This is a genomic window from Streptomyces sp. NPDC092370, from assembly GCF_044755265.1.
Taxonomy (GTDB): Bacteria; Actinomycetota; Actinomycetes; order Streptomycetales; family Streptomycetaceae; genus Streptomyces.
This window is the reverse complement of sequence record NZ_JBIVQO010000003.1, coordinates 159,448-181,548: the sequence shown is the minus strand read 5'-3', so window position 1 is coordinate 181,548 and position 22,101 is coordinate 159,448. Positions and strand designations below refer to the sequence as shown.

The 22,101-nt window shown below is 73.3% G+C and carries 24 protein-coding genes; 14 read left to right on the top strand and 10 right to left on the bottom strand.

The window, feature by feature from the left end; translation table 11 throughout:
* Nucleotides 1–260: 260 nt before the first annotated feature.
* The 4 genes from ACIQHQ_RS12050 (at nucleotide 261) to ACIQHQ_RS12035 (ending at nucleotide 3,762) form a co-directional block, all read left to right on the top strand.
* Nucleotides 261–1,694 carry an MFS transporter gene (locus ACIQHQ_RS12050; RefSeq protein ID WP_402611819.1) on the top strand — a complete coding sequence of 478 codons (1,434 nt, stop codon included), beginning with the start codon at nucleotides 261–263 and terminating at the stop codon, nucleotides 1,692–1,694.
* Nucleotides 1,695–1,770: 76 nt separating this feature from the next.
* Entirely contained in the window at nucleotides 1,771–2,244 is a 474-nt protein-coding gene (locus tag ACIQHQ_RS12045; protein ID WP_402611818.1) for a DUF2771 domain-containing protein, read from the top strand.
* Complete coding sequence (locus ACIQHQ_RS12040) at nucleotides 2,214–2,924, top strand: futalosine hydrolase (RefSeq protein ID WP_402611817.1); 711 nt, start codon at nucleotides 2,214–2,216, stop codon at nucleotides 2,922–2,924. Before ACIQHQ_RS12045 ends, ACIQHQ_RS12040 begins: the two co-directional genes overlap by 31 nt.
* Nucleotides 2,914–3,762 (top strand): 1,4-dihydroxy-6-naphthoate synthase, encoded by an 849-nt coding sequence (locus ACIQHQ_RS12035; protein WP_402611816.1) that lies wholly within the window; start codon nucleotides 2,914–2,916, stop codon nucleotides 3,760–3,762. Before ACIQHQ_RS12040 ends, ACIQHQ_RS12035 begins: the two co-directional genes overlap by 11 nt.
* 3 nt (nucleotides 3,763–3,765) lie before the next feature.
* Here ACIQHQ_RS12035 and ACIQHQ_RS12030 read toward each other — a convergent pair whose 3' ends face one another.
* Nucleotides 3,766–4,149 carry a cold-shock protein gene (locus ACIQHQ_RS12030; protein WP_282574310.1) on the bottom strand — a complete coding sequence of 128 codons (384 nt, stop codon included), beginning with the start codon at nucleotides 4,147–4,149 and terminating at the stop codon, nucleotides 3,766–3,768.
* Nucleotides 4,150–4,313: 164 nt separating this feature from the next.
* Between ACIQHQ_RS12030 and ACIQHQ_RS12025 the strand changes: the two genes are divergently transcribed.
* Nucleotides 4,314–4,562, top strand: coding sequence for a hypothetical protein (locus tag ACIQHQ_RS12025; RefSeq protein ID WP_402611815.1), 249 nt, complete (start codon nucleotides 4,314–4,316; stop codon nucleotides 4,560–4,562).
* Here ACIQHQ_RS12025 and ACIQHQ_RS12020 read toward each other — a convergent pair.
* Nucleotides 4,541–5,173: an HAD family hydrolase gene (locus ACIQHQ_RS12020; protein WP_402611814.1), complete on the bottom strand. Its 633-nt coding sequence runs from the start codon at nucleotides 5,171–5,173 to the stop codon at nucleotides 4,541–4,543. The two genes, ACIQHQ_RS12025 and ACIQHQ_RS12020, sit on opposite strands and share 22 nt — an antisense overlap.
* A gap of 448 nt (nucleotides 5,174–5,621) precedes the next feature.
* Entirely contained in the window at nucleotides 5,622–6,602 is a 981-nt protein-coding gene (locus tag ACIQHQ_RS12015) for a hypothetical protein (protein WP_402611813.1), read from the bottom strand.
* Between the two features lie 152 nt (nucleotides 6,603–6,754).
* Here ACIQHQ_RS12015 and ACIQHQ_RS12010 point away from each other — a divergent pair, with 152 nt between their 5' ends.
* From ACIQHQ_RS12010 to ACIQHQ_RS12000, 3 genes are all read left to right on the top strand, one after another.
* On the top strand, nucleotides 6,755–9,295 hold the full coding sequence (locus ACIQHQ_RS12010) for a helicase-associated domain-containing protein (RefSeq protein WP_402611812.1): 2,541 nt from the start codon (nucleotides 6,755–6,757) through the stop codon (nucleotides 9,293–9,295).
* A 169-nt stretch (nucleotides 9,296–9,464) separates the two neighbouring features.
* The gene (locus ACIQHQ_RS12005; RefSeq protein ID WP_267886819.1) at nucleotides 9,465–9,596 is read left to right on the top strand and encodes a hypothetical protein; all 132 of its coding nucleotides are present in this window, start codon (nucleotides 9,465–9,467) and stop codon (nucleotides 9,594–9,596) included.
* Nucleotides 9,597–9,692: 96 nt separating this feature from the next.
* Nucleotides 9,693–9,881 (top strand): hypothetical protein, encoded by a 189-nt coding sequence (locus ACIQHQ_RS12000; RefSeq protein WP_402611811.1) that lies wholly within the window; start codon nucleotides 9,693–9,695, stop codon nucleotides 9,879–9,881.
* On the opposite strand, the gene istB is transcribed toward ACIQHQ_RS12000, so the two are convergent.
* A complete protein-coding gene (gene istB / locus ACIQHQ_RS11995; protein ID WP_402611810.1) occupies nucleotides 9,859–11,184 on the bottom strand; it encodes an IS21-like element helper ATPase IstB in 1,326 nt (441 codons plus the stop codon). The two genes, ACIQHQ_RS12000 and istB, sit on opposite strands and share 23 nt — an antisense overlap.
* Before the next feature lie 181 nt (nucleotides 11,185–11,365).
* On the opposite strand from istB, the gene ACIQHQ_RS11990 reads away from it, so the two are divergent.
* Nucleotides 11,366–13,009, top strand: a complete 1,644-nt coding sequence (locus ACIQHQ_RS11990) for a DNA repair helicase XPB (protein ID WP_402611809.1) — start codon at nucleotides 11,366–11,368, stop codon at nucleotides 13,007–13,009.
* Between the two features lie 19 nt (nucleotides 13,010–13,028).
* On the opposite strand, the gene ACIQHQ_RS11985 is transcribed toward ACIQHQ_RS11990, so the two are convergent.
* A complete protein-coding gene (locus ACIQHQ_RS11985; protein WP_351641451.1) occupies nucleotides 13,029–13,217 on the bottom strand; it encodes a hypothetical protein in 189 nt (62 codons plus the stop codon).
* Nucleotides 13,218–13,499: 282 nt separating this feature from the next.
* Between ACIQHQ_RS11985 and ACIQHQ_RS11980 the strand changes: the two genes are divergently transcribed.
* A complete protein-coding gene (locus tag ACIQHQ_RS11980) occupies nucleotides 13,500–15,539 on the top strand; it encodes a HelD family protein (RefSeq protein WP_402611807.1) in 2,040 nt (679 codons plus the stop codon).
* A gap of 55 nt (nucleotides 15,540–15,594) precedes the next feature.
* Here the strand turns inward: ACIQHQ_RS11980 and ACIQHQ_RS11975 are convergent, their stop codons facing one another.
* Nucleotides 15,595–16,287, bottom strand: coding sequence for a copper homeostasis protein CutC (locus tag ACIQHQ_RS11975; protein ID WP_402611806.1), 693 nt, complete (start codon nucleotides 16,285–16,287; stop codon nucleotides 15,595–15,597).
* Nucleotides 16,288–16,390: 103 nt separating this feature from the next.
* Entirely contained in the window at nucleotides 16,391–17,071 is a 681-nt protein-coding gene (locus ACIQHQ_RS11970; RefSeq protein ID WP_402611805.1) for a maleylpyruvate isomerase family mycothiol-dependent enzyme, read from the bottom strand.
* A gap of 272 nt (nucleotides 17,072–17,343) precedes the next feature.
* Here ACIQHQ_RS11970 and ACIQHQ_RS11965 point away from each other — a divergent pair, with 272 nt between their 5' ends.
* Together ACIQHQ_RS11965 and ACIQHQ_RS11960 are read left to right on the top strand one after the other, a co-directional pair.
* Nucleotides 17,344–18,006 (top strand): hypothetical protein, encoded by a 663-nt coding sequence (locus ACIQHQ_RS11965; protein ID WP_402611804.1) that lies wholly within the window; start codon nucleotides 17,344–17,346, stop codon nucleotides 18,004–18,006.
* A 34-nt stretch (nucleotides 18,007–18,040) separates the two neighbouring features.
* On the top strand, nucleotides 18,041–19,081 hold the full coding sequence (locus ACIQHQ_RS11960; protein WP_402612169.1) for a GNAT family N-acetyltransferase: 1,041 nt from the start codon (nucleotides 18,041–18,043) through the stop codon (nucleotides 19,079–19,081).
* On the opposite strand, the gene ACIQHQ_RS11955 is transcribed toward ACIQHQ_RS11960, so the two are convergent.
* Nucleotides 19,066–19,353, bottom strand: coding sequence for a DUF4031 domain-containing protein (locus tag ACIQHQ_RS11955; protein ID WP_402611803.1), 288 nt, complete (start codon nucleotides 19,351–19,353; stop codon nucleotides 19,066–19,068). The genes ACIQHQ_RS11960 and ACIQHQ_RS11955 overlap by 16 nt on opposite strands.
* Nucleotides 19,354–19,360: 7 nt before the next feature.
* Nucleotides 19,361–19,744, bottom strand: coding sequence for a hypothetical protein (locus ACIQHQ_RS11950; protein WP_402611802.1), 384 nt, complete (start codon nucleotides 19,742–19,744; stop codon nucleotides 19,361–19,363).
* Nucleotides 19,745–19,799: 55 nt separating this feature from the next.
* On the opposite strand from ACIQHQ_RS11950, the gene ACIQHQ_RS11945 reads away from it, so the two are divergent.
* Both ACIQHQ_RS11945 and murQ read left to right on the top strand, forming a co-directional pair.
* Nucleotides 19,800–20,735 carry a MurR/RpiR family transcriptional regulator gene (locus tag ACIQHQ_RS11945; protein WP_402611801.1) on the top strand — a complete coding sequence of 312 codons (936 nt, stop codon included), beginning with the start codon at nucleotides 19,800–19,802 and terminating at the stop codon, nucleotides 20,733–20,735.
* Nucleotides 20,736–20,788: 53 nt separating this feature from the next.
* Nucleotides 20,789–21,721, top strand: coding sequence for an N-acetylmuramic acid 6-phosphate etherase (gene murQ, locus ACIQHQ_RS11940; protein ID WP_402611800.1), 933 nt, complete (start codon nucleotides 20,789–20,791; stop codon nucleotides 21,719–21,721).
* A gap of 119 nt (nucleotides 21,722–21,840) precedes the next feature.
* Here murQ and ACIQHQ_RS11935 read toward each other — a convergent pair whose 3' ends face one another.
* Complete coding sequence (locus tag ACIQHQ_RS11935; RefSeq protein ID WP_402612187.1) at nucleotides 21,841–22,086, bottom strand: hypothetical protein; 246 nt, start codon at nucleotides 22,084–22,086, stop codon at nucleotides 21,841–21,843.
* Nucleotides 22,087–22,101 lie beyond the last annotated feature (15 nt).

Here is a 22,101-nt window from a genome sequence, read left to right as displayed (position 1 = left end):
TCTCCATACGCCGTCTCACGAGTGCGCCACTCCCGGCGCGGGGGGCGGACGGAGCGGACCGGGGGACCGCGTCGACGTCCTTCATCCATTTTGCGGGATGGCTGAGATACGCACGCTACCCTTCCGCCCCACTTCGCGTACACCGACGGTCCTGTTGCGTCCCCACCTGATCACGAACCGACGCCCCGGACAGTCACCCCACAGGCCCTATACAAGCGGTAATGGCACTACCCATGGCCTTATCGGGGCACTATGACGTCGTGGCAGCCGCGAAGACACCCCCGGGCGCCACCGGGACCGGTGGATCGAAAGGGGTCAAGGGAAGCAGCCGACCGAGCGGGCCGGGCCGTCTGGGCGGCTCCCTCCGCGCGGTCGGCCGCGCTCTGCACTTCCCGGTGACGGGCCCCGCCCGCGGTATCCGCAAGGCCACCCACGCGCACGGCGCGGGCGAGTCCGGCCTCGGCAAGCTGATCGAACTGCACGGGGTGAACGGCGCCGGCGACGTCATGATCACCGTAGCCCTGGCCTCCACGGTCTTCTTCTCCGTGCCCACCGACGAGGCCCGCGGCCGCGTCGCCCTGTACCTCGCCATCACCATGGCGCCCTTCACCCTCCTCGCGCCCGTCATCGGTCCCCTCCTCGACCGCATCCCGCACGGCCGCCGCGCCGCGATGGCCGGCGCGATGCTGGCCCGGGCGCTGCTCGCGCTCGTCCTGTCCGGCGCGGTCGTCAGCGGCGGCCTGGAGCTGTACCCGGCCGCGCTCGGCGTCCTCGTCTCGTCGAAGGCGTACGGCGTGGTCAGAAGCGCCGTGGTGCCCCGGCTGCTGCCGCCCGGCTTCTCCCTGGTGAAGGCCAACTCGCGCGTCACCCTCGGCGGTCTCCTCGCCACCGGCATCGCCGCGCCCATCGGCGCCGGACTCCAGCAGATCGGGCCGCGCTGGCCCCTCTACGGCGCCTTCGTGATCTTCGTGGCGGGAACGGTCCTGTCGTTCACGCTGCCGCCGAAGGTCGACTCGGCCAAGGGTGAGGACCGGGCCCTGCTGGCGGCGGACGAGCAGCACCTGCACGGGCCGCACCGGCAGCCGGTCAAGCGCCCCGGGCTGCGCACGGTGGGCCCGGCCGTCACGCACGCCCTGGCCGTCAACGCCGCCATCCGCTGCCTGACCGGGTTCCTGATCTTCTTCCTGGCGTTCCTGCTGCGCGAGCACCCGATCTCCGGCCAGAGTGCCGCGGTGTCGCTGGGGATAGTGGGCGTGTCGGCGGGCGCGGGCAACGCGCTCGGCACGGCCGTCGGGGCGTGGCTGCGCTCGCGGGCGCCGGAGATCATCATCGTGACGGTGGTGGCGTGCGTGGCGGGCGCGGCGATCACGGCCGCGGTGTTCTTCAGCGCGGTCCTGGTGGCCGGTCTGGCCGCGATCGCCGGGTTCGCGCAGGCCCTGGCCAAGCTCTCCCTCGACGCGCTGATCCAGCGGGACGTGCCCGAACTGGTCCGTACGTCGGCCTTCGCACGCTCCGAGACGCTGCTGCAGATGTCCTGGGTGCTGGGCGGGGCGGTCGGCATCGTGATGCCGCTCAACGGCACGGCCGGGCTGGCGGTGGGCGCCGCGATCGTCGGTGCCGGGTGGCTGGCGACCGTACGGGGGCTGGTCGACTCGGCCCGGCGCGGGGGCACGGGGCGGGCGCGCGTCGCGTAGGGCCCTTCTGATGGTTCTCCCAGGGAGCCGTACCCCGCGTGGGCGGTGCGACCCGTGGGCCCGATAGCCTTCGCCCATGAACACGTTGCAATCCGTTGTGCGACGCCGCCGCGCCGTCGCCGTCGCCGGCGTCGTATCCGCCGGACTGCTCGTCCTGTCGGCCTGTGACAAGCCGACCTCGATGGCCACGGTCACCGTGGGCAGCGACTCGGTGAACACCGAGGCCACCTGTGGCGGCGAGGGCGACACCCTGAAGCCGTCCGATCTCACCCAGTGCCTGAAGGGCAAGGGCATCAAGAGCATCTCCGTCGACCCCGACGAGACCGTGCGCTTCGGTGTCGACCCCGAGATCGCCGACAAGGGCTGGACGATCCTGATGAACGGTCAGCCGCTGACCGATTCCAGCAAGAAGACCTACCGCACGATTCCGGGCAGCGTGTTCTTCAACGCCCAGTACGGCGCGCAGGGCAACTCGACGCTGGTGTCCATCAAGGAGGGCGACAAGGACCCGTCGGGCCTGTGGAACTTCAAGCTGAAGAAGGACGCCTGATCGCTGCCTCCGGGCTGCACCGGGTCCTGGTGGCCACCGCCGTGCCCCTCGAGAGGGACGCGGTGGCCCGGGCCTTTCCGGGTGACAGCGGCATCGAGGTGATCGCCGTCGGCGTCGGGCCCGCCCGTGCGGCCGCGTCCACCGCTTCCGCCCTCACCACGGCCGCCCTGAGGGGCGAGCCCCGCGCCCTCGTCGTGTCCGCCGGGATCGGGGGCGGGTTCCAGCCCGAGGCGGCCGTGGGGTCGCTCGTGGTCGCCGACGAGATCGTCGCCGCCGATCTGGGGGCCGAGACCGAGGACGGGTTCGTGCCGGTCACCGAGCTCGGGTTCGGCACCGTCGGGCACCGGCCGCCCACGGATCTCGTACGGCGGGTCTCCGACGCCGCCGGCGCCCGGACCGGGGCCGTGCTCACCGTGTCGACCGTGACCGGCACGGCCGCCCGGGCCACCGCGCTGCGGGAACGGCACCCCACCGCCCTCGCCGAGGCCATGGAGGGCTTCGGCGTGGCCGAGGCGGCCGCCGCGCACGGGGTGCCCGTGCTGGAAATCCGGGCGATCTCCAATCCCGTGGGGCCGCGGGACCGCGCCGCCTGGCGCATCCCGGACGCCCTGGCGGCCCTGACCGAGGGATTCGGGAAGCTCACGCCCGTCCTGGAGAGTTGGAACCGGCATGACCGTTGAGCAGCTTCAGATCGCGTACTCGCCCTGCCCGAACGACACGTTCGTCTTCGACGCCCTCGCCCACGACCGCGTCCCCGGCGCCCCCGCCCTCGACGTGACCTTCGCCGACATCGACATCACCAACGGCATGGCCGAGCGCGGCGAGTTCGACGTGCTGAAGGTGTCGTACGCCGTGCTGCCCTACGTCCTCGACGACTACGCCCTGCTGCCCTGCGGGGGCGCGCTGGGGCGGGGCTGCGGGCCGCTGGTGCTGACCCGGGAGGCGGATGTGGACCTCACCGGGCGTACGGTCGCCGTCCCCGGTGAGAGGTCGACCGCGTACCTGCTGTTCCGGCTGTGGGCCGCGGACACGCTGGCCGACGGGGTCGGCGAGATCGTCGTCATGCCGTTCCACGAGATCATGCCGGCCGTGCGGGACGGGAAGGTCGACGCGGGGCTCGTGATCCACGAGGCGCGCTTCACCTACCGCGACTACGGGCTGCACAAGCTCGCCGACATGGGCGAGCACTGGGAGAACGCAACCGGGCTGCCGATCCCGCTGGGCGCGATCATCGCCAAGCGGTCGCTGGGCGAGCAGAAGCTGCGGCTGCTGGCCGACTCCATCCGCACGTCGGTGCGCGCCGCCTGGGACGATCCCGAGGTGTCCCGGCCCTACGTCATGGAGCACGCCCAGGAGATGGACCCGGCCGTCGCGGACCAGCACATCGGGCTGTACGTCAACGAGTTCACGGCCGATCTCGGCGAGGACGGCTACGCGGCCGTACGCGGACTGCTGACCCGCGCGGCTGCCGAGGGACTCGTACCGCCCCTCGGCCCCGACGCGCTGCGGTTTCCCTGAGGCTCAGACGTCCAGCTGGTCGGCGACCGCGCGCAGCAGGCCGGCGATCTTCTTGCCGGCCGTCTTCTCGGGGTAGCGGCCCCGCTCCAGCATCGGCGTGATGTTCTCCAGCAGGGTCGTCAGGTCCTGGACGATGGAGGCCAGCTCGTCCGGCTTCTTGCGGGTCGCGGCGGCGACGGACGGGGTCGGGTCCAGGATCGTCAGGGACAGCGCCTGGTCGCCGCGCTGCCCGGCGACGACACCGAACTCCACGCGCTGACCCGGCTTGAGCGTCTCGACTCCGGCGGGGAGGACCGAGGAATGGACGAAGACGTCACCGCCGTCGTCGCGGGAGAGAAAGCCGAAGCCCTTCTCGCCGTTGAACCACTTGACCTTGCCGGTGGGCATGTCTGTCCTCGTCCTCGTACTCGTCGGAAAACTGCTTCTGGAAACGGCTCTTGATAGCACTCGGGCGGGTCGTACGGACCCGCCGGTACCAAGGCTAATGCTCTTGCAGCCGGTGACAAGACGTCACCCGGTTGTTCCTTCGCGCTGGGAACTACCCTGGTCGGGTGCGTGACAAAACCCAAACGAATTCCGCCGCTCCCGGTGACCGCATGGTCCGTGCCGGAGCCGTCGTCTTCTTCCTCGGCGCCCTGGCCACACTGGTCACCGTCGCCCCGCTGTTCCTCGGGACGGCGCCCTTTCCGACGTACATGTTCGGATTGAGCATGCTCATGGCGGTCGGATTCCTGATGGCCGGTGCGGGAGTGCTGCGTTCCGTGGCGGCGGGCCGGCGTCAGGCGCGCGCGGGACGGTAGTCCGAAAGCCACCGCGGGAATTCGGTCAGATCGGTGAGAACGACGTCCGCGCCCGCCGCGCGCAGTTCCGCCGGAGGGCAGGGACCGGTGGCCACCGCGACCGAGAGCGCCCCGGCGGCCCGGGCGCCGCGCACGTCCCCGACGTGGTCGCCGACGTAGACCCCCGCGTCGTGCTCGCGCAGGGCCTGCGCCTTCTGCTCGGCCCACAGGTCGCCGATGACGGCGTCGGGCTCGATGCCGAGGTGGGCGAGGTGCAGTTTGGCGTTGGGCTCGTACTTGGCGGTGACGACGATCGCGCGTCCCCCGGCCTCCCGTACGGCCGCGATGGCCTCCCGGGCGCCGGTCAGCGCCGGGGTCGCGGCGATGGCGATCGTCGGGTACATCTCCCGGTACAGCTCCGCCACGGCCTCCACCTCCCCGGCCGGGAACCAGTGGATCAGCTCCTGCGCCAGCGGCGGCCCGAGCCGCGTGACCGCGAGGTCGGCGTCGACGTACGTCCCCGTCCGCTCGGACAGCGCCCGGTAGCAGGCGCGGATGCCGGGGCGGGAGTCGATGAGGGTCATGTCGAGGTCGAAGCCGACGGTGAGCGCGGGCGAGGTCGTGAAGGCCATATGGGCCATTGTGCCCAGGCGGCGTGAACGGCAGACGCCCCCCGTGACCGGCTGGTGCCCTGTCGGGCGAGGTCTGCCAGGGGCGGCGTCCGGCGCGTGCTCAGGGGGTGCCCCCTGCTCGAAGAGCTTGGGGGGAGCACCGGCCGCAAGTCCTCGTACCGGACGTACTTGGGCTTTCGGCCGCGCGGCGCGTGGGGGTAACCCCTGCTCGAAGAGCTTGGGGGGAGCACCGGCCGCAAGTCCTCGTACCGGACGTACTTGGGCTTTCGGCCGCGCGGCGCGTGGGGGTACCCCCTGCTCGAAGAGCTTGGGGGGAGCACCGGCCGCAAGTCCTCGTACCGGACGTACTTGGGCTTTCGGCCGTGCGGCGCGTGGGGGTACCACCTGCTCGAAGAGCTTGGCGGAGCCTGCCGGGCGTCGCAACGGGGCGAACGTCGCCGGCGCGGCACTAGCGCGAGCGCTGGGAACGCCACACCAGGAACAGCGCCGACGCCACCGCCGCTCCCCGCACCACCCACGGCCACGTCTCGGCCACCGCGGCGTTCATCTGGCCCTCGGCGATCGGGGTGCCCCAGCGGCCGCTCGTCCTGCCCCACAGCCACACCAGGCCCCCCGCCACGGAGAGGCCCGGCAGGATCACGACCGCCCACTTCGTCTCGGCCTGGCTCAGGCGGCGGGAGGCGTAGGCGATGAGCCAGCCGAGCAGGAGGACGAACCAGTTGCCGAGCACGGCACCGGCGACGAGGAGGCCGGCGGCGATCAGCAGGAGCGGGTTGCTCCAGTTTCCGGCGGGAAGGCGCGGGAGACGGCGGCGCCCCCCCTCCTCGGTCACCTCGGCCGCCTCGACGACCGGGGCCGGTTCCTCGGCGGCCCCGTCCGCCTTGCGCGGCGCCGGCGGCTTCAGCAGGTCCGGCAGCTCCACACCGCCCACGAACCCCGGCACCTCGTCCCCGACGCCGAACGGGCCGCTGTCCACCCGCCACCAGTCCGGCTGGACCGCGCTGTCCCCGAGCTCGTGACCGGCGGCCAGGTGCGGCGGGGCCGGGCCGTCGAAGGGCGCGGGGTGCGACTCCTCGGCCTGCCGCGCCGGACGGGGGCGTGGTACGACGCGCCGCATGACGCCCTTCGCCCGCTCCTCCGGCTCGGCCTCGCGCTGCACGGGGACGGAGGCGGGGGCGGCGCCGCGCGGCTCACCCGCCGTGCCGCCCGCCGCCGCGGTCACGACGTCGTCGGGGCTGCCCAGCCGGGACAGGATGCGGCGGACGGCGGCGGGCGAGTCGACGGTGGCCTTCGCACGACGCTTGTCGATCTCGTTGCGCAGGTCCGCGACCAGGCGCATACGGGTGGCCGACGACAACTGCCGCTGCTGGGCCACGTCACCGACGCGGCTCAGATACTCGTAAACGACCTGGTCGCTCTCAATCCCCACGAAGTCCCCTCCGGGGCGGGTGCGTTGCGTGACGCCGTCGCCCGACGGTACCGCGAGTGCCCGCGGGGCCGCCAAAAGCCCGTACCGCGTTCGGGGACGGGGCCGCGCACGGTCGGCCCGGCCCGGGGAGGCGACCCGCTACCGTGGACCGGATGAGCACCGAGGACAGGCCCCCGGCCCCCCGCTCCCTCGCGGAAGCGCTCCGCGCGCGGGGCGACGCTTCGCTGGGCGCGCTCCTGCGCAGCCGCCCGGATCTCATCACGCCCGTCCCCACCGACCTCACCCAGCTCGCGACCCGCGCCGGCACCCGTGCCTCGGTGGTGCGGGCCCTGGAGCGGCTCGACCGGTTCGCGCTGCAGACGGCGGAGGCGCTGGCCGTGGCGGCGGACCCGGCGACCTACGGCGAACTGCTCGGACTCATGGCCGGGGACGACGCCGACCCGGCCGTCGTCGCGGCCCTGCCGCACGCCCTGGACGGGTTGCGCGAACAGGCCCTGGTGTGGGGCGGCGACGACCGGCTGCGGCTGGTCCGCACGGCGCGTGAGCTGCTGGCCCCCTCGCCGCAGCGCCCCTCGCCGACCGGGCTCGGCCCGACGGTCCAGGAGGCCACCGCCGGGATGTCCCCGGGACGGATCCAGGAGATCGTCACGGCCGCCGGTCTGCCCTCGACGCACGACTCGGTCTCCGCGGTGACCGCCCTGGCCGGGCTGTTCACGAACCGGGCACGGATGGCCGCGCTGCTCGCCGGGGCCCCGGCAGACTCCCTGGAGGTACTGCAGCGTCTGGTGTGGGGGCCACCGTACGGGCAGGTCACCGCCGATCCGGCGCCCCGGCTGCGCTGGCTGCTGGACCGGGGGCTGCTCTTGCCGACGGCTCCCGGGACGGTCGTCCTGCCGCGCGAGGTCGCCCTGCACCTGCGGCGGGGCCTGGCGCACAGGGCGCCCGAGCCGGTGCCGCCGGTGGTCGAGGTGGCGGCCGTGCATCGTCCACAGGTTGTGGACAGCGCCGCGGCCGGGCAGGCGTACACCGCGCTCGCGACCGTCGAGGAGCTGTTGAAGGACTGGGACGAGGGCGGGCCGGCGGTGCTGCGGGCCGGTGGGCTCAGCGTGCGGGACCTGAAGCGGGCGGCCGTCGCCCTCGACGTACCGGAGCCCGTTGCCGCGTTCTGGGTGGAACTGGCGTACGCGGCCGGTCTGATCGCCTCGGACGGCGAGGCCGACGAGCGGTGCGCGGCGACCCCGGCGTACGACGAGTGGCGGGAGCTGCCCGCCGCCGAGCGCTGGTCGCGGCTGGTGACGGCGTGGCTCGCGGCGACCCGCACGGCCGGTCTGGTGGGCGGGCGGGACGCGAAGGACCGTACGTTGTCGGCGCTAGGGCCGGGCCTGGACCGTTCGGCGGCGCCCGAGGTGCGGCACCGGGTGCTGACGCTGCTGGCCGGGCTGCCGGAGGGCGCCGCTCCGGCAGCCGGGTCGGTGCTGGCCCGGCTGCGCTGGGAGCGGCCCCTGCGCGGCGACCGGCGCGAGGACGACCTGCGCGGCCGGCTCGCCGAGTGGGCCCTGTCCGAGGCGGAGCTGCTGGGCGTCACGGGCCGGGGCGCGCTGTCGGCCCAGGGCCGGGCGCTGCTGGGCGCGCCCGCGGCTCCCGCGAAGGGCCCGGAGGCGGAGCCCGCCGGGCCGGGCGACAAGCTGCCCGTCCACCACCATCACCGCCCCGCCCCGCTCGCTGCCCTCTCCTCCGCCGAACAGGCCGTCGCCTCCGCCGCAGCGGCGCGGCTGCTCGCGCCGCTGCTGCCCGAGCCGCTGGACCACGTGCTGCTCCAGGCCGACCTGACGGCCGTGGCGCCCGGGCCCCTACGGCGGCCGCTCGCGGACATGCTGGGTGTGCTGGCGGACGTCGAGTCCAAGGGCGGCGCCACCGTCTACCGGTTCACGCCCGGCTCGGTGCGGCGGGCGCTGGACTCCGGGCAGGCCGCCTCCGACCTGCACGCCTTTCTCGCCGCGCACTCCCGCACACCGGTGCCGCAGCCGCTCGCGTACCTGATCGACGACGTGGCCCGGCGGCACGGCCATCTGCGCGTCGGCGCGGCCTCGGCGTACGTGCGCTGCGACGACGACGCGGTGCTCAACGAGATCCTCGCCGACAAGCGGGCCGCCGGACTCGGGCTGCGCCGGCTCGCGCCGACCGTGCTGGCCGCCCAGACCGACCCGTCCGGGCTGCTGGAAGGCCTGCGGGCGATGGGCTTCGCGCCGGCCGCCGAGTCCGCCGAGGGCGATGTGCTGATCACCCGCGCCCTGGCCCACCGCACCCCGCCCCGCACCGCGCCCGAGCCGGTGCCGGACGGCCCGCCGGTCCCCGACGACACCCTCCTCGCGGCCGCGCTGCGCGCCATCCGGGCCGGTGACCTCGCCTCCACCACCCCGCGCAAGGCCGGCACCGCCCCGGAGCTCGACGGGGAGCCGCCCCGCACCGGTGCCGCCGAGACCCTCGCCACCATGCAGGCCGCCGTGCTCACCGGAGAGGCCCTGTGGATCGGCTACGTCAACGCCGAGGGGTCCGCCAGCCAGCGGGTCATCGCCCCGATCCGCGTCGAGGGCGGCTTCGTCACGGCGTACGACCACACCGCGGACGAGGTCCGTACGTATCCGCTGCACCGGATCACCGGAGTCGCGGAACTCGCCGACGACGGGGACTGACGGCCCCTCACCGGGCGTGTCACCCGTTCGGGTGCAGGCGGACGTTCATGCACGCCACGCCGGGGATGTCCCACGCTCGGGCGACCTTCCCGGGCGTGCCGCATCACGCCGTGCGGGCGCGGGCAGCCACCGGGTGTCCTGTGAGCTTCACCGAAAGGAAGTCCCTCGCATGCGCGCAGTCCGTCGAGTCGCCGCCGTCCTCGCCACCGCCGCCCTCATGACGTTCGGTGGGCTCGCCACCCCGGCCTCCGCGGTGAGCATCGACGTCGCCGGCCTCGTCCTGGAGACACCGCAGATCTGATCCGTTCCCGCCCCCGCGTCGGGCCGGCTCCGGCGTCCCCGGGCCGGCCCGGGGGGGCTCCTCGTCCCCCGACCCGTGAAAGGCCTTGTCGTCCCCATGCGTGGAAAGCTGCCCGCCGTCGCCCTCTGTGCCGTCGCGCTGATGGGGGTGTCCGGGCCCTGTGCCGCAGCGGCCCCCGCGCTGCCGCTGCCCCTGCCGGCCGCCGGTGTGGAGCCGCTGGTCACCGAGGGGGCCACCATCGAGGGCCCGCTGGTCCAGAACGTCAGTCTGCCCATGCTGAAGTAGCACGGCGCGTCCGGTAGCTGTCGCCCTCCAGCCGCACCAGGTCGGCGTGATGGGCGAGGCGGTCCGTCAGCGCCGGGGCCGACGGGCCGAAGACCTCGTCCCACCGGCCGAGCGGGCGGTCGCTGGTCACGATCAGCGAGGCCCGCTCGTAGCGGTGGGCGACGAGCCGGAAGAACAGGCCGGCGGTCGCCGCGTCGAAGGGCGTGTAGCCGACCTCGTCGACGATCAGGAGGGGGTGATCGTCGAGAGCGGTCAGCTCCTCGTCGAGCCGGCCGGCGGCCCGGGCGTCCGCGAGCCGGCGGGCCCACTCGGAGGCGGTCGCGAACAGCACCCGGTGCCCGGCCTGGCAGGCGCGGACGCCCAGGGCGATGGCCAGGTGGGTCTTGCCGGTGCCGGGCGGTCCGACGAAGACCACGTTGCGCCGCGCGGTGACGAAGTCCGCCTTGCCGAGGCGGGCCACGGCGTCCCGGTCGAAGTCCCGGGGGTGCTGCTGGTCGAAGTCCTCCAGCAGCTTGCGGGCCGGAAAGCCGGCGGCGCGGATCCGGGCCTCGGCCTCGGTGTCCGGGCCGGACTGCCGCGGGAGGGCCGCAGCGGTCAGGTCTTCGGCACCGGTCACCGGGTCGAGCCGCGGCGGGACCGCCGGTGCGGCCAACGGGGGATCGGCGCCCGGGCGCGGCTGCGGGACCGCCGGTGCGGCCGTCTCCGGGTCCGGCGTCGTCCGCGGACCGCCTCCGTGGTGGGCCTGCGTGGGCACGGCCCCCGAGCGGTCGGCGTGGTCGCGGTCCGTGTGGGCGACCATCGGGCCCGACATGTAGGCGAGGATCGCCGCCGAGGCGATGAACGCCATGTGGATCACCGTCCCCCACAGCAGGGCGTGGCGGGAGGTGTGATGGACGTCCACGAACATCTGGAGCAGGTGCACGGAGGAGATGCCCACGATCGCCGTGGCGAGCTTGACCTTCAGCACGTTGGAGTTGACGTGTGAGAGCCATTCCGGCTGGTCACGGTGGCCCTGCAGGCCGATGCGCGAGACGAACGTCTCGTAGCCGCCGACGATCACCATGATCAGCAGGTTGGCGATCATGACCACGTCGACCAGCTTGAGCACGGCGAGCATCACGTAGGTCTCGGTGGCGTGCCCGCTGACGCACATCACGATTAACGTCCACAGTTCCTTGAAGAACTTGTAGACGTAGACGCCCTGGGCGGCCACCAGCCCGAAGTACAGCGGGGCCTGGAGCCAGCGGGTGGCGAACAGGGCGTATCCGAGCGTGGTGGTCGTCGGGTTCTGCACCCTCGTCATTCTTCGGGACCGAACCGGAAAAACTGAATTCACACCACACGTCGGGATGAATAGGCATTCAGTATGACTGGACGCGCAGATCACACCACCCGAGGCGGTCGATCAGGCACACTGGACGTTTGGCCGAGGCATCGCGCTGTCGAGCCGTCCGAGCCCTCCGGCCACAGAAAGGGTGCCGCGCGTGAATGGTCCGCTGATCGTCCAGTCCGACAAGACCCTGCTCCTGGAAGTCGACCACGAGCAGGCCGACGACTGCCGCCGGGCCGTCGCCCCGTTCGCGGAACTGGAGCGGGCGCCGGAGCACATCCACACCTACCGCGTGACCCCGCTGGGCCTGTGGAACGCCCGCGCGGCGGGCCATGACGCCGAGCAGGTCGTGGACGCGCTTGTGCAGTACAGCCGCTACCCGGTGCCGCACGCGCTGCTCGTCGACATCGCCGAGACGATGGACCGCTACGGCCGTCTCACCCTCTCCAAGCACCCGGCGCACGGCCTGGTCCTGACCACCACCGACCGCCCGGTGCTGGAGGAGATCCTGCGGTCGAAGCGGATCACGCCCCTGGTCGGTGCCCGGATCGACCCGGACACGGTCGTCGTGCACCCCTCCGAGCGCGGCCAGATCAAGCAGACGCTGCTCAAGCTGGGCTGGCCGGCCGAGGACCTCGCCGGGTACGTCGACGGCGAGGCGCACGAGATCGAGCTGGCCGAGGACGGCTGGGCGCTCCGGCCTTACCAGAAGCAGGCCGTGGAGAACTTCTGGCACGGCGGCTCGGGCGTCGTCGTGCTGCCCTGCGGCGCCGGGAAGACCCTCGTCGGGGCCGGTTCGATGGCCCAGGCGAAGTCGACCACCCTCATCCTCGTCACGAACACCGTCTCCGCCCGGCAGTGGAAGCACGAGCTGGTGAAGCGGACGTCGCTCACCGAGGACGAGATCGGGGAGTACAGCGGGACGCGGAAGGAGATCCGGCCCGTCACGATCGCGACCTACCAGGTGCTGACGACCCGGCGTAAGGGCGTCTACCCGCACCTGGAGCTGTTCGACTCGCGGGACTGGGGGCTGATCGTCTACGACGAGGTGCACCTGCTGCCCGCGCCGGTCTTCAAGTTCACCGCCGACCTCCAGGCGCGGCGGCGGCTCGGTCTGACCGCCACCCTGGTCCGGGAGGACGGCCGGGAGTCGGACGTGTTCTCGCTGATCGGGCCCAAGCGGTTCGACGCGCCGTGGAAGGAGATCGAGGCGCAGGGCTACATCGCGCCCGCCGACTGCGTGGAGGTCCGGGTCAATCTGACCGACTCCGAGCGGCTCGCCTACGCCACGGCCGAAGCGGAGGAGAAGTACCGCTTCTGTGCGACGACCGCGACCAAGCGGAAGGTCACCGAGGCCATCGTCCGCCGCTTCGCCGGGCAGCAGATCCTCGTCATCGGCCAGTACATCGACCAGCTCGACGAACTGGGCGAGCACCTCGGGGCGCCCGTGATCAAGGGCGAGACGTCGAACGCGCAGCGGGAGAAGCTCTTCGACGCCTTCCGCCAGGGCGAGATCAGCGTGCTCGTCGTGTCCAAGGTCGCGAACTTCTCGATCGACCTGCCGGAGGCGACGGTCGCCATCCAGGTCTCGGGCACCTTCGGCTCCCGGCAGGAGGAGGCCCAGCGCCTCGGACGGGTCCTGCGCCCCAAGTCGGACGGGCACCAGGCGCACTTCTACTCGGTGGTCGCCCGGGACACCATCGACCAGGACTTCGCGGCCCACCGCCAGCGCTTCCTGGCGGAGCAGGGGTACGCGTACCGGATCATGGACGCGGACGAGCTGCTCGCGGAGAGCTGACGGCGCCCGGCGGGCGGGCTCACTTGCGGCGGACCACGCCGACTTCCTCTCCGTACTGACCGAGGACGATCACGTCGAAGGCGGCGCCCGCGAAGACCTTGACGGCGCGCAGGGCATCGCCGAGGCGGTGGCGGTGGCTGCCTGCCACGGCGGTGGCGCCGGGCGGGCGGCCCGGTGCCGGGGCGGGGTGGATGGTTGCTGCGCTCATGTCTCCATGGTGCGATTCGGCCCGTAAAGTCCGCGTCGGTCTCGGGACCGAACCTTCCGGCGGCCCGCGTACGCCCCAGGGCGGATCCCCGCCCCTCAGGGAGGAGGGGTCCTCCCCTAGGGCCTGCCGGGGTGAGTCGCGGGAAAACCGTTGGCGGCCGCCGTCCCCGCTCCTCTAAGATCTCCGCTCTTGCCCGCCTCCCTCACGGAGTGCCGCCGACCGGACGGAAACCGGCCGGCTCGTCACCGACCACTCTCAGCAGGTCCCTCCGGAGGCATCCCCTTGTCCACGCCCGTCCCCGACCCGCTCTCGCGTGAGCGCTCCCACCTCCGCGCGTCCCGTTCCGCCCTGCGTGCCATGCGCGAGGACGTCGAGGCCCTCGACATCAGCGACGTCACCGCGAACTGGGTCAACGCCGAGGTGCTGGCCCGCCAGATCGAGGAGCGCATCAAGGCCCTGGCCGACCTCAGTGACACCCCGCTGTTCTTCGGCCGGCTCGACTACCTGCACGCCCCCGGCGCCGAGGAGGCCGAGGGGGCGGAAGGGGAGCGCTTCTACATCGGGCGGCGGCATGTGCACGACCACGACGGCGACCCCATGGTGATCGACTGGCGCGCCCCGGTCTCGCAGCCGTTCTACCGGGCCTCCAAGAAGAACCCGATGGACATCGCGCTGCGCCGCCGCTTCGGGTACACGGGCGGCGACCTCACGGCGTACGAGGACGAGCACCTGTCCGACCCGGCCGAGGCGGCCCGAACCAGCAAGCTGCTCCAGCAGGAGATCGAGCGGCCGCGCGTCGGCCCGATGCGGGACATCGTCGCGACGATCCAGCCCGAGCAGGACGAGATCGTCCGCTCCGGCCTCTCCGGCACGGTGTGCGTCCAAGGGGGCCCGGGCACCGGGAAGACCGCCGTCGGTCTGCACCGGGTCGCCTACCTCCTCTACGCCCACCGGGAGCGCCTCGCCCGCACCGGCACCCTGGTCATCGGGCCGAACCGGTCCTTCCTGCACTACATCGAACAGGTCCTGCCCGCGCTGGGCGAATTGACGGTCCAGCAGGCCACCGTCGACGACCTCGTGGCCCACGTCGAGATCAAGGGCACGGACGACGCGACGGCCGCGGTCGTCAAGGGCGACGCCCGGCTGGCGCGGGTGCTGCGCCGGGCCCTCTACGCGCACGTCACGATGCCCACCGAACCGGTCATGGTCGTGCGCGGCTCCCGCCGCTGGCGGGTCCCGGCGTACGAACTGCAGGACATCGTCCGCGAGTTGCTCGGCCGCGACATCCGCTACGGCGCCGCCCGTGAGGCCCTGCCGCAGCGCATCGCGCACGCCGTGCTGGTGCAGATGGAGCGCTCGGGTGAGGCGCCGGACGACCGGGTGCAGGACGCGGTGGCCCGCAACAGCGCGGTCAAGGCGGCGGTCAAGGCGGTCTGGCCGGCGGTCGACCCGGCGAAGCTGGTGCTGCGGCTGCTGTCGGACGCGGAGTTCCTCGCCGAGCACGCCGAGGGGATCCTCGAGAAGGACGAGCAGAAGGCGATCCTCTGGGCGAAGCCGGCGCGCAGCGTGAAGTCGGCCCCGTGGTCGGCGGCGGACGCCGTCCTGATCGACGAGGCCACCGACCTGATCCAGCGCACGCACTCCCTCGGTCATGTCGTCCTCGACGAGGCGCAGGACCTGTCACCCATGCAGTACCGGGCGGTGGGCCGCCGCTGCACGACCGGCAGCGCGACCGTCCTCGGCGACCTGGCGCAGGGCACCACACCGTGGGCGACCCGCGGCTGGCAGGAGGCGCTGACCCACCTGGGCAAGCCGGACGCGCTGGTGGAGGAGCTGACGGCCGGTTTCCGCGTCCCCACGGATGTCATCGCCTACGCCTCCCGCCTGCTCCCGCACATCGCCCCGGGCCTCACCCCGGTGGAGTCGATCCGCGAGAACCCGGGCCACTTCGAGATCCGGCCGGTCTCCGGCCCGAAGGACGTGGTCGAGGCCTGCCGCGAACTGCTGCGCCACGAGGGCTCGACGGGCCTGATCGCGGCGGACGCCCGCGTCCCGGAACTCGCCGAGGCGCTGGAGGAGGCCGGAATCCCGTACCTCGGCCCCGGCGAGGAGACCACCCGGGACACCCGACTGACCCTGGTCCCGGCGTCCTTGGCCAAGGGCCTGGAGTACGACTACGTCGTCCTGGACGAGCCCCGGGCGGTGGTCGACGGCGAACCGGACGAACGGACGGGCCTGCGCCGCCTGTACGTGGCGCTGACGAGGGCGGTGTCAGGCCTGACGGTCACCCATACGGCCCCGCTGCCGGCACAACTGGCCTGAGGTTCGGGGGGCGGGCCCCACTGGCCTGCGGCCCGCGGGCGGGCGCGGCGCCCCCTCAGGAACCGTCCACCGCGGCCCGCCACTGCGCGACCCTCTCGGAGGACACCGGCTCGTCCCAGCCCCGTGGCCGAGCCGCCCCGCCGATGTGGAACCCGTCGACCCCGGCCTTCAGCAACATCGGCACGTGATCGAGCCGCAGCCCGCCCCCGACCAGCAGCCGCTGCTCGTATCCCGGCTCCCCGGACCGTCCGGCCTCGGCGAGCAGCACGGGCAACCCGTCGTCGACTCCCTTGGCCGACCCGGCCGTCAGGTACGTGTCGAGTCCCGGCATCCCGTCCAGCTGCTTGCGCAGGGCGGTCCGGTCGGCGGCCCGGTCGATCGCGCGGTGGAAGGTCCAGGGGCAGCCGTCCAGCACTCCCACGACCCGCTCCACGGCCGCCAGATCCACCGCACCCCCGGCGTCGAGGAACCCCAGCACGAACTCCTCGGCCCCGGCCTCCCGCAGCTCGCCCGCCATCCGCACCAGCCGGTCCGCGTCCCCGGCCGCGAATCCGTCGGCCGGCCGGATCATCACCCGCAGCGAGATGTCGACCGCCCGGCGGATCCCGGCGACGGTGGCGGCCGACGGTGTGAGCCCGTCGGCCGCCATGTCGGTGACCAGCTCGAGGCGGTCCGCGCCTCCCGCCTGGGCGGCGATCGCGTCCTCGACGCCGAGGGCGATCACCTCCAGGACTGCACGCTTACTCATGGGGCCCCTTCGTCGGATGGGCGTCGGCGTTCGACAACAGGTCTAGTCCAATCAAAGACTACGCTGCCCACTCCCGCGGAATCCCAAGCCCCCAAGGCGTGCCTCAGCCGAAGATGTTCAGCTCCTTCGCCTCCACCCCGGCCAGCTCGAACGCCGGCACCCCGTCGACCGGCCGGCCCGTGTACAGCCGTACGAGGGTCGGCCCGTCCCCGATGAAGCGGCCCGGGGGCCGCTCCCCGCCACCCTCCCCGAGCCGCAGCGGCTCGTCCAGGTCGTCGAGGTCGGCGTGCAGCGGCACGTGCCCCCGCTCGCGGGTGATCCGGGCAAGCAGCGCGAGCGCGTCCGGCAGCCCGGCCCCGCCATACGCGCCCGGCTCACCGAAGGCCTCGCGCACGTCACCGGCGTGCACCCACGCGCCCAGGGCGAGGACATCCAGCTTCCCGCCCGCCTCGGCGATCACGGGCCCCGCCTCGGTCATCCCCCGCTCCAGTTCGTCCACGATCCGCGCGTCGCTCCAGGCGGACCGTTCGGCGATGTCCCGGTCGTTGGACTCGGGCGAGAACACGCCCGGCTCGAAGCTGCCCTCCACCGTCCGGGACAGCGCGGCCGAAGAGTGGGCCAGCACGTCCCGTACCGTCCAGCCCGGACACGCGGCGACGGGCAGCGCGAAGTCCTCCCCGCTCCGGCCCCGCAGCAACGGGATCAGCGCGTCACGTTCGATCGTCAGCAGCCGGCCGGGCTGCTCGGGGTCCCGTACGTCATGCACATCAGCAGGAGTCGTCATGCCCCCACGCTAGTGCCGCGGCAGGCGGCGTCTGCCCGTTGAGGAGCGGCGTCCGGTGCGTGCTCTGGGGTGCCCCCTGTTCGAAGAGCTCGGGGGAGTGCCGGCCGGAAGTCCTCGTACGGGAGGTACTTGGGCTTTCGGCCGGTGCGGGCGAGTGGGGGTACCCCTGCTCGCAGAGCTCGGGGGAGCGTGCCGGGCGTCGCGACGGGGCGAACGTCGCCTGCCGCGGCACTCGCCAGGTGCCCGGCCCCGCTCGGCGGGAGAATGCCCCCATGGCCGATCTCGACTCCCTGCGCATCCGTTTCACCCGCACCCTGGAGGCGGCCCGGGGCCCGGGCGGCGGCCCGGACCCGGCGCCGTACGCCGACAACCTGCTCACCCGCTGGCAGGAGCCCCAGCGGCGCTACCACACGGTCGAGCACCTCACGGCGGTCCTCGATCGCGTCGACGTGCTGGAGCGGTACGCGCGCGACCCGGACGTGGTGCGGCTGGCCGCCTGGTTCCACGACGCCGTCTACCTGCCCGACCGCTCCGAGAACGAGGAGCGCTCGGCCCGTCTCGCCGAACGCGCCCTCGCGGAAGCCGGGCTTCCCGACGCGAAGACCGCCGAGGTGGCCCGCCTGGTCCGGCTCACCGTGACCCACGACCCGGCCGACGACGACCCCGACGGCCAGGTCCTGTGCGATGCCGATCTCGCGGTCCTCGCCTCGCCCCCGTCGGCGTACGCCGCGTACACGACGGCCGTCCGCGAGGAGTACCACTTCGTCCCCAGTGCCGCCTTCCGCACCGGCCGCGCCGCCGTCCTGCGTCAACTGCTGGACCTCCCGCGCCTGTTCAGGACGTCGCACGGGGCGAGTGAGTGGGAGGCGACGGCCCGCTACAACCTGACCGCCGAGCTGGAAATGCTGTCGCTTCCGGCTCCCGGCCCCTCGTAGCCTGCCCACCATGTGGACAACGGGAGCGGAACAGGTGGAGCAGGCCGTCGCCGAGTGCGTGGGCCTGCTGGGGGCGGTCACCGACCGGGAGTGGGAGGGCGTACGGGCCGGACGGCTGGAGTGGGACTGCCGGGAGACGGCGGTGCACATCGCCGAGGACCTCATCGCGTACGCGGGACGGCTGGCCGGGCGGGAGCAGGAGGCGCACACGCCGTTCGAGCTGTCGCTGGAGGAGGGGGCCGGCAACGCGGGAGCCGTGCGGGTGATCAGCGCGATGGGCGCCCTGCTCGCCGCCGCGATCCGCACCGCCCCGCGCGAGGTGCGGGCCTTCCATCCGTACCCGTTCCGCAGCGCGAACCGTGAGGGGTTCGCCGCGATGGGCGTGGCCGAGGTGCTGCTGCACACGCACGACATCTCCGAAGGGCTGGGCCTGTCGTACGAACCGGCGCCCGAGCTGTGCGACTTCGTGCTCACCCGGATCTTCCCGCACGTCCAGCCCGGCCCCACCCCGTGGTCGACCCTGCGGTGGGCGACCGGCCGCGGGGAGCTGCCCGGCCGGGCACCGGTCACCCGGTGGCACTGGAACAACAACCTGGTGATCGGCACCGAGCGGCTCACCCTCCAGGGCGTCACCCCTGCGGCGGCCACCGATCTGTCCACGGTCGGCGACGGCGGCTTCGCGTGGATCGAGGGCGGCCCGATCGAGGGCACGCGGGTCGGCGCCGGGCTGGTGTACAAGCAGTACGAGGACGGGGTCCACCGGCCGGAGTGGGGCATGTACGTGCTGGTCCGGCGCGAGGACGGGCGCGCGGTCGGCGCCATGGGGTTCCACAGCGTCCCCGACGGGGCGGGACGGGTCGAAATCGGCTACGACCTGGTCGAGGGGGCCCGCGGCCACGGCTACGCCACCGAGGCGCTGCGCGCGCTGTCGGCCTGGGCGCTGGGCCGGCAGGAGGTGCGGACGGTGGTGGCGAACGTCGAGCGGGACAACCTGCCGTCGCAGAACGTGCTCGCGCGGGCCGGCTTCATTCAGGTCGCCGAGGACCCCGAGCACGTGACCTACGAGCTGCGCTGATCCCGCGCGGGACAGCGCCCCTTGCGCCGCCGCAGCCCCGCCCCGTGCAGCAGCCGCACCACCTCGCGGCTGCCGGCCTCCACGGCCCCGGCCTCCACCGCGTCGGCGTACCGCTGGGCGGGGATGTCGTAGTGGTCGCGCTCGAAGGCCCGGCGGGGGACGCCGAGGCGGGCGGCGAAGGTGTGCAGTTCGTCGTAGGAGACGTCGCTGATCAGGTGGGACCACATGCGGCCGTGGCCGGGCCAGGTCGGCGGGTCGATGTAGATCGTCACGCGGGCCTCACGAGGACGCCGCCCCGCCGATGGCCTCGCCCAGCGCTCCCACGGCGGCGACCTTCACGCTCGCCTCGCTGCACACCCAGTGCGGGTCGGGCCCCAACTCCGGTTCCACGTTCAGCGCGTGCGGCTCGCCGGTGCCGCACACCGGGCACAGCGGCCAGCGGCCGTACCGCTCCAGCAGGGCGTCCTGGACGTCCTGCGCGACCAGGCCGGCCACGTACCGCGCGCCCTCGGGCCACTGCTCGACCCACCATCGCCGCTGTGTGACGGAGTCCTCGACCAGGGAGACGACGTCCGCCTCGGCGACCCGCCCGGCGACGAGGTCGGCCAGCACGAGGGCGCGCGCGGCGTGCAGCGCCTGCTCCAGTGGGCTGATGGGTTCCATGCACCCATTGTGCGCACTCTTGACCCCGACGCCGAGCCGAAAATATCTTTCACGGGTGACCCGAGACGTGAAGGAAAGTTTCGCGAACGAGCGCGGCGGGCCCCCGGGAGCGAGCGGCACCCCGCCCGCCCCCGCCGCCCTCGCGGCCAAGGTCCGCACCCTGGGACCGTCGATGACGCGTTCCATGCAGCGTGTCGCCGAAGCCGTCGCGGGCGACCCGGCCGGCTGCGCGGCCCTCACGGTCACCGGTCTCGCCGAACTCACCGGCACCAGCGAGGCGACCGTCGTACGCACCGCCCGCCTGCTGGGCTATCCGGGTTACCGGGATCTGCGCCTGGCCCTCGCCGGCCTCGCCGCGCAGCAGCAGTCGGGCCGCGCCCCGGCCATCACGACGGACATCGCGGTGGACGACCCGATCGCCGACGTCGTCGCCAAGCTCGCCTACGACGAGCAGCAGACCCTCGCCGACACGGCCGCCGGCCTCGACACCGTCCAGCTGGCCGCGGCCGTCACCGCGCTGACCACGGCCCGCCGCACCGATGTGTACGGAGTCGGCGCGTCCGGTCTGGTCGCCCAGGACCTCACCCAGAAGCTGCTGCGCATCGGGCTGATGGCGCACGCCCACAGCGACCCGCACCTCGCCGTCACCAACGCCGTCCAACTGCGCGCGGGCGATGTCGCGATCGCCGTCACGCACTCCGGGTCGACCGGGGACGTCATCGAACCGCTGCGGGTCGCCTTCGAGCACGGGGCGACGACCGTGGCGATCACCGGCCGCCCGACCGGCCCCGTCACGCAGTACGCCGACCACGTCCTGACCACCTCCACCGCCCGCGAGAGCGAGCTGCGTCCCGCGGCCATGTCGTCCCGGACCGGACAGCTCCTCGTGGTGGACTGCCTGTTCGTGGGGGTGGCGCAGCGGACGTACGAGACGGCGGCGCCGGCGCTGTCGGCATCGTACGAGGCGCTGGCCCACCGGCACCGTTCCTGAGGCGGCCGCCCCGCCCAGCACCAGCACCGGAAAGACACGGAAAAGAGCCGCTCATGACCTCCACCTCCGACCCCCGTGATCTCAGGACCGCGCTGGAGTGCCTGACCACCGAGGCCTTCCGGCCCGAACTCGCGGAGATCGACCGGCTGCCCACCCTCGACATCGCGCGGCTGATGAACGGCGAGGACGCCACCGTGGCCGGGGCGGTCGCGGCCCGGCTGCCCCGGATCGCCGCCGCGATCGACGCCGTCGCCGAGCGGATGGCCCGCGGCGGCCGCCTGGTCTACGCGGGCGCGGGCACGGCGGGCCGGATGGGCGTCCTGGACGCCTCCGAGTGCCCGCCCACCTTCAACACCGACCCCTCCCGGGTCGTCGGCCTCATCGCGGGTGGCCCGGGCGCCGTGGTCACCTCGGTCGAGGGCGCCGAGGACTCCCGGGAACTGGCCCGGGCGGACCTGGAGTCCCTCGCCCTGACCCCCGACGACACGGTGGTCGGCATCTCCGCCTCCGGCCGCACCCCGTACGCCATCGGCGCGGTCGAGCACGCCCGCGCCCGCCGCTCCCTCACCATCGGCCTCGCCTGCAACGCCGGCAGCCCGCTCGCGGCTGCCGCCGACCACGGTATCGAGATCGTCGTGGGCCCCGAACTGCTCACCGGATCCACCCGCCTGAAGGCCGGCACGGCCCAGAAGCTCGTCCTCAACATGCTGTCGACGATCACGATGATCCGGCTGGGCAAGACCTACGGGAACCTGATGGTCGACGTCCGCGCCTCGAACGACAAGCTCCGCGCCCGCTCCCACCGCATCGTCGCCCTCGCCACGGGCGCCGAGGACAAGGAGATCGAGGAGGCCCTCACCGCCACGGACGGCGAGGTGAAGAACGCGATCCTGACCATCCTGGCCGACGTCGACGGCCCGACGGCGGCCCGCCTCCTGGAGGAGTCGGACGGCCACCTGCGGGCGGCCCTGGCGGCGAGCGGCTGAGCCGTCACGCCCCCACGACCACCCGCTGCTCCTCCCTGAGCCGCAGGCGCCCCGGCCATGGTGCGGGCAGCCCGATCCCCGTCCGGTGAAAGGCCGCACACCTCCCGATCACCAGCACGTCACCGCGACTTGGTCTCCCGATTGACCTGCCTGACGCGAGCCCGCAGCGCCTCTCCGGCGGGCAACGAGCGCAGTACGCCGGTGAGATGCTCGGCCGTCCGCACGTTGCACCGGCCCAGATCGACCAGGGCGAACGGCTCGTCGCTCGCACCGGTCACCGGGTCGACAGCCAGCGACGGCAACACGACCCCGACTCCGGCGAGGGCCTCCCGCAGCGATTGCACGATCTCTTCGGTCGAGCGCACCGTTTCCCACCTCCA

Excerpts from the sequence above, each read along its gene's own strand:
- ACIQHQ_RS12045 (WP_402611818.1), top strand. The coding sequence starts at position 1,771 with ATGAACACGTTGCAATCCGTTGTGCGACGCCGCCGCGCCGTCGCCGTC.
- ACIQHQ_RS12035 (WP_402611816.1), top strand. The coding sequence starts at position 2,914 with ATGACCGTTGAGCAGCTTCAGATCGCGTACTCGCCCTGCCCGAACGAC.
- ACIQHQ_RS12030 (WP_282574310.1), bottom strand. The coding sequence starts at position 4,149 with ATGCCCACCGGCAAGGTCAAGTGGTTCAACGGCGAGAAGGGCTTCGGC.
- ACIQHQ_RS12020 (WP_402611814.1), bottom strand. The coding sequence starts at position 5,173 with ATGGCCTTCACGACCTCGCCCGCGCTCACCGTCGGCTTCGACCTCGAC.
- ACIQHQ_RS12010 (WP_402611812.1), top strand. The coding sequence starts at position 6,755 with ATGAGCACCGAGGACAGGCCCCCGGCCCCCCGCTCCCTCGCGGAAGCG.
- ACIQHQ_RS12005 (WP_267886819.1), top strand. The coding sequence starts at position 9,465 with ATGCGCGCAGTCCGTCGAGTCGCCGCCGTCCTCGCCACCGCCGCCCTC.
- ACIQHQ_RS12000 (WP_402611811.1), top strand. The coding sequence starts at position 9,693 with ATGCGTGGAAAGCTGCCCGCCGTCGCCCTCTGTGCCGTCGCGCTGATG.
- istB (WP_402611810.1), bottom strand. The coding sequence starts at position 11,184 with ATGACGAGGGTGCAGAACCCGACGACCACCACGCTCGGATACGCCCTG.
- ACIQHQ_RS11985 (WP_351641451.1), bottom strand. The coding sequence starts at position 13,217 with ATGAGCGCAGCAACCATCCACCCCGCCCCGGCACCGGGCCGCCCGCCC.
- ACIQHQ_RS11975 (WP_402611806.1), bottom strand. The coding sequence starts at position 16,287 with ATGAGTAAGCGTGCAGTCCTGGAGGTGATCGCCCTCGGCGTCGAGGAC.
- ACIQHQ_RS11970 (WP_402611805.1), bottom strand. The coding sequence starts at position 17,071 with ATGACGACTCCTGCTGATGTGCATGACGTACGGGACCCCGAGCAGCCC.
- ACIQHQ_RS11965 (WP_402611804.1), top strand. The coding sequence starts at position 17,344 with ATGGCCGATCTCGACTCCCTGCGCATCCGTTTCACCCGCACCCTGGAG.
- ACIQHQ_RS11950 (WP_402611802.1), bottom strand. The coding sequence starts at position 19,744 with ATGGAACCCATCAGCCCACTGGAGCAGGCGCTGCACGCCGCGCGCGCC.
- murQ (WP_402611800.1), top strand. The coding sequence starts at position 20,789 with ATGACCTCCACCTCCGACCCCCGTGATCTCAGGACCGCGCTGGAGTGC.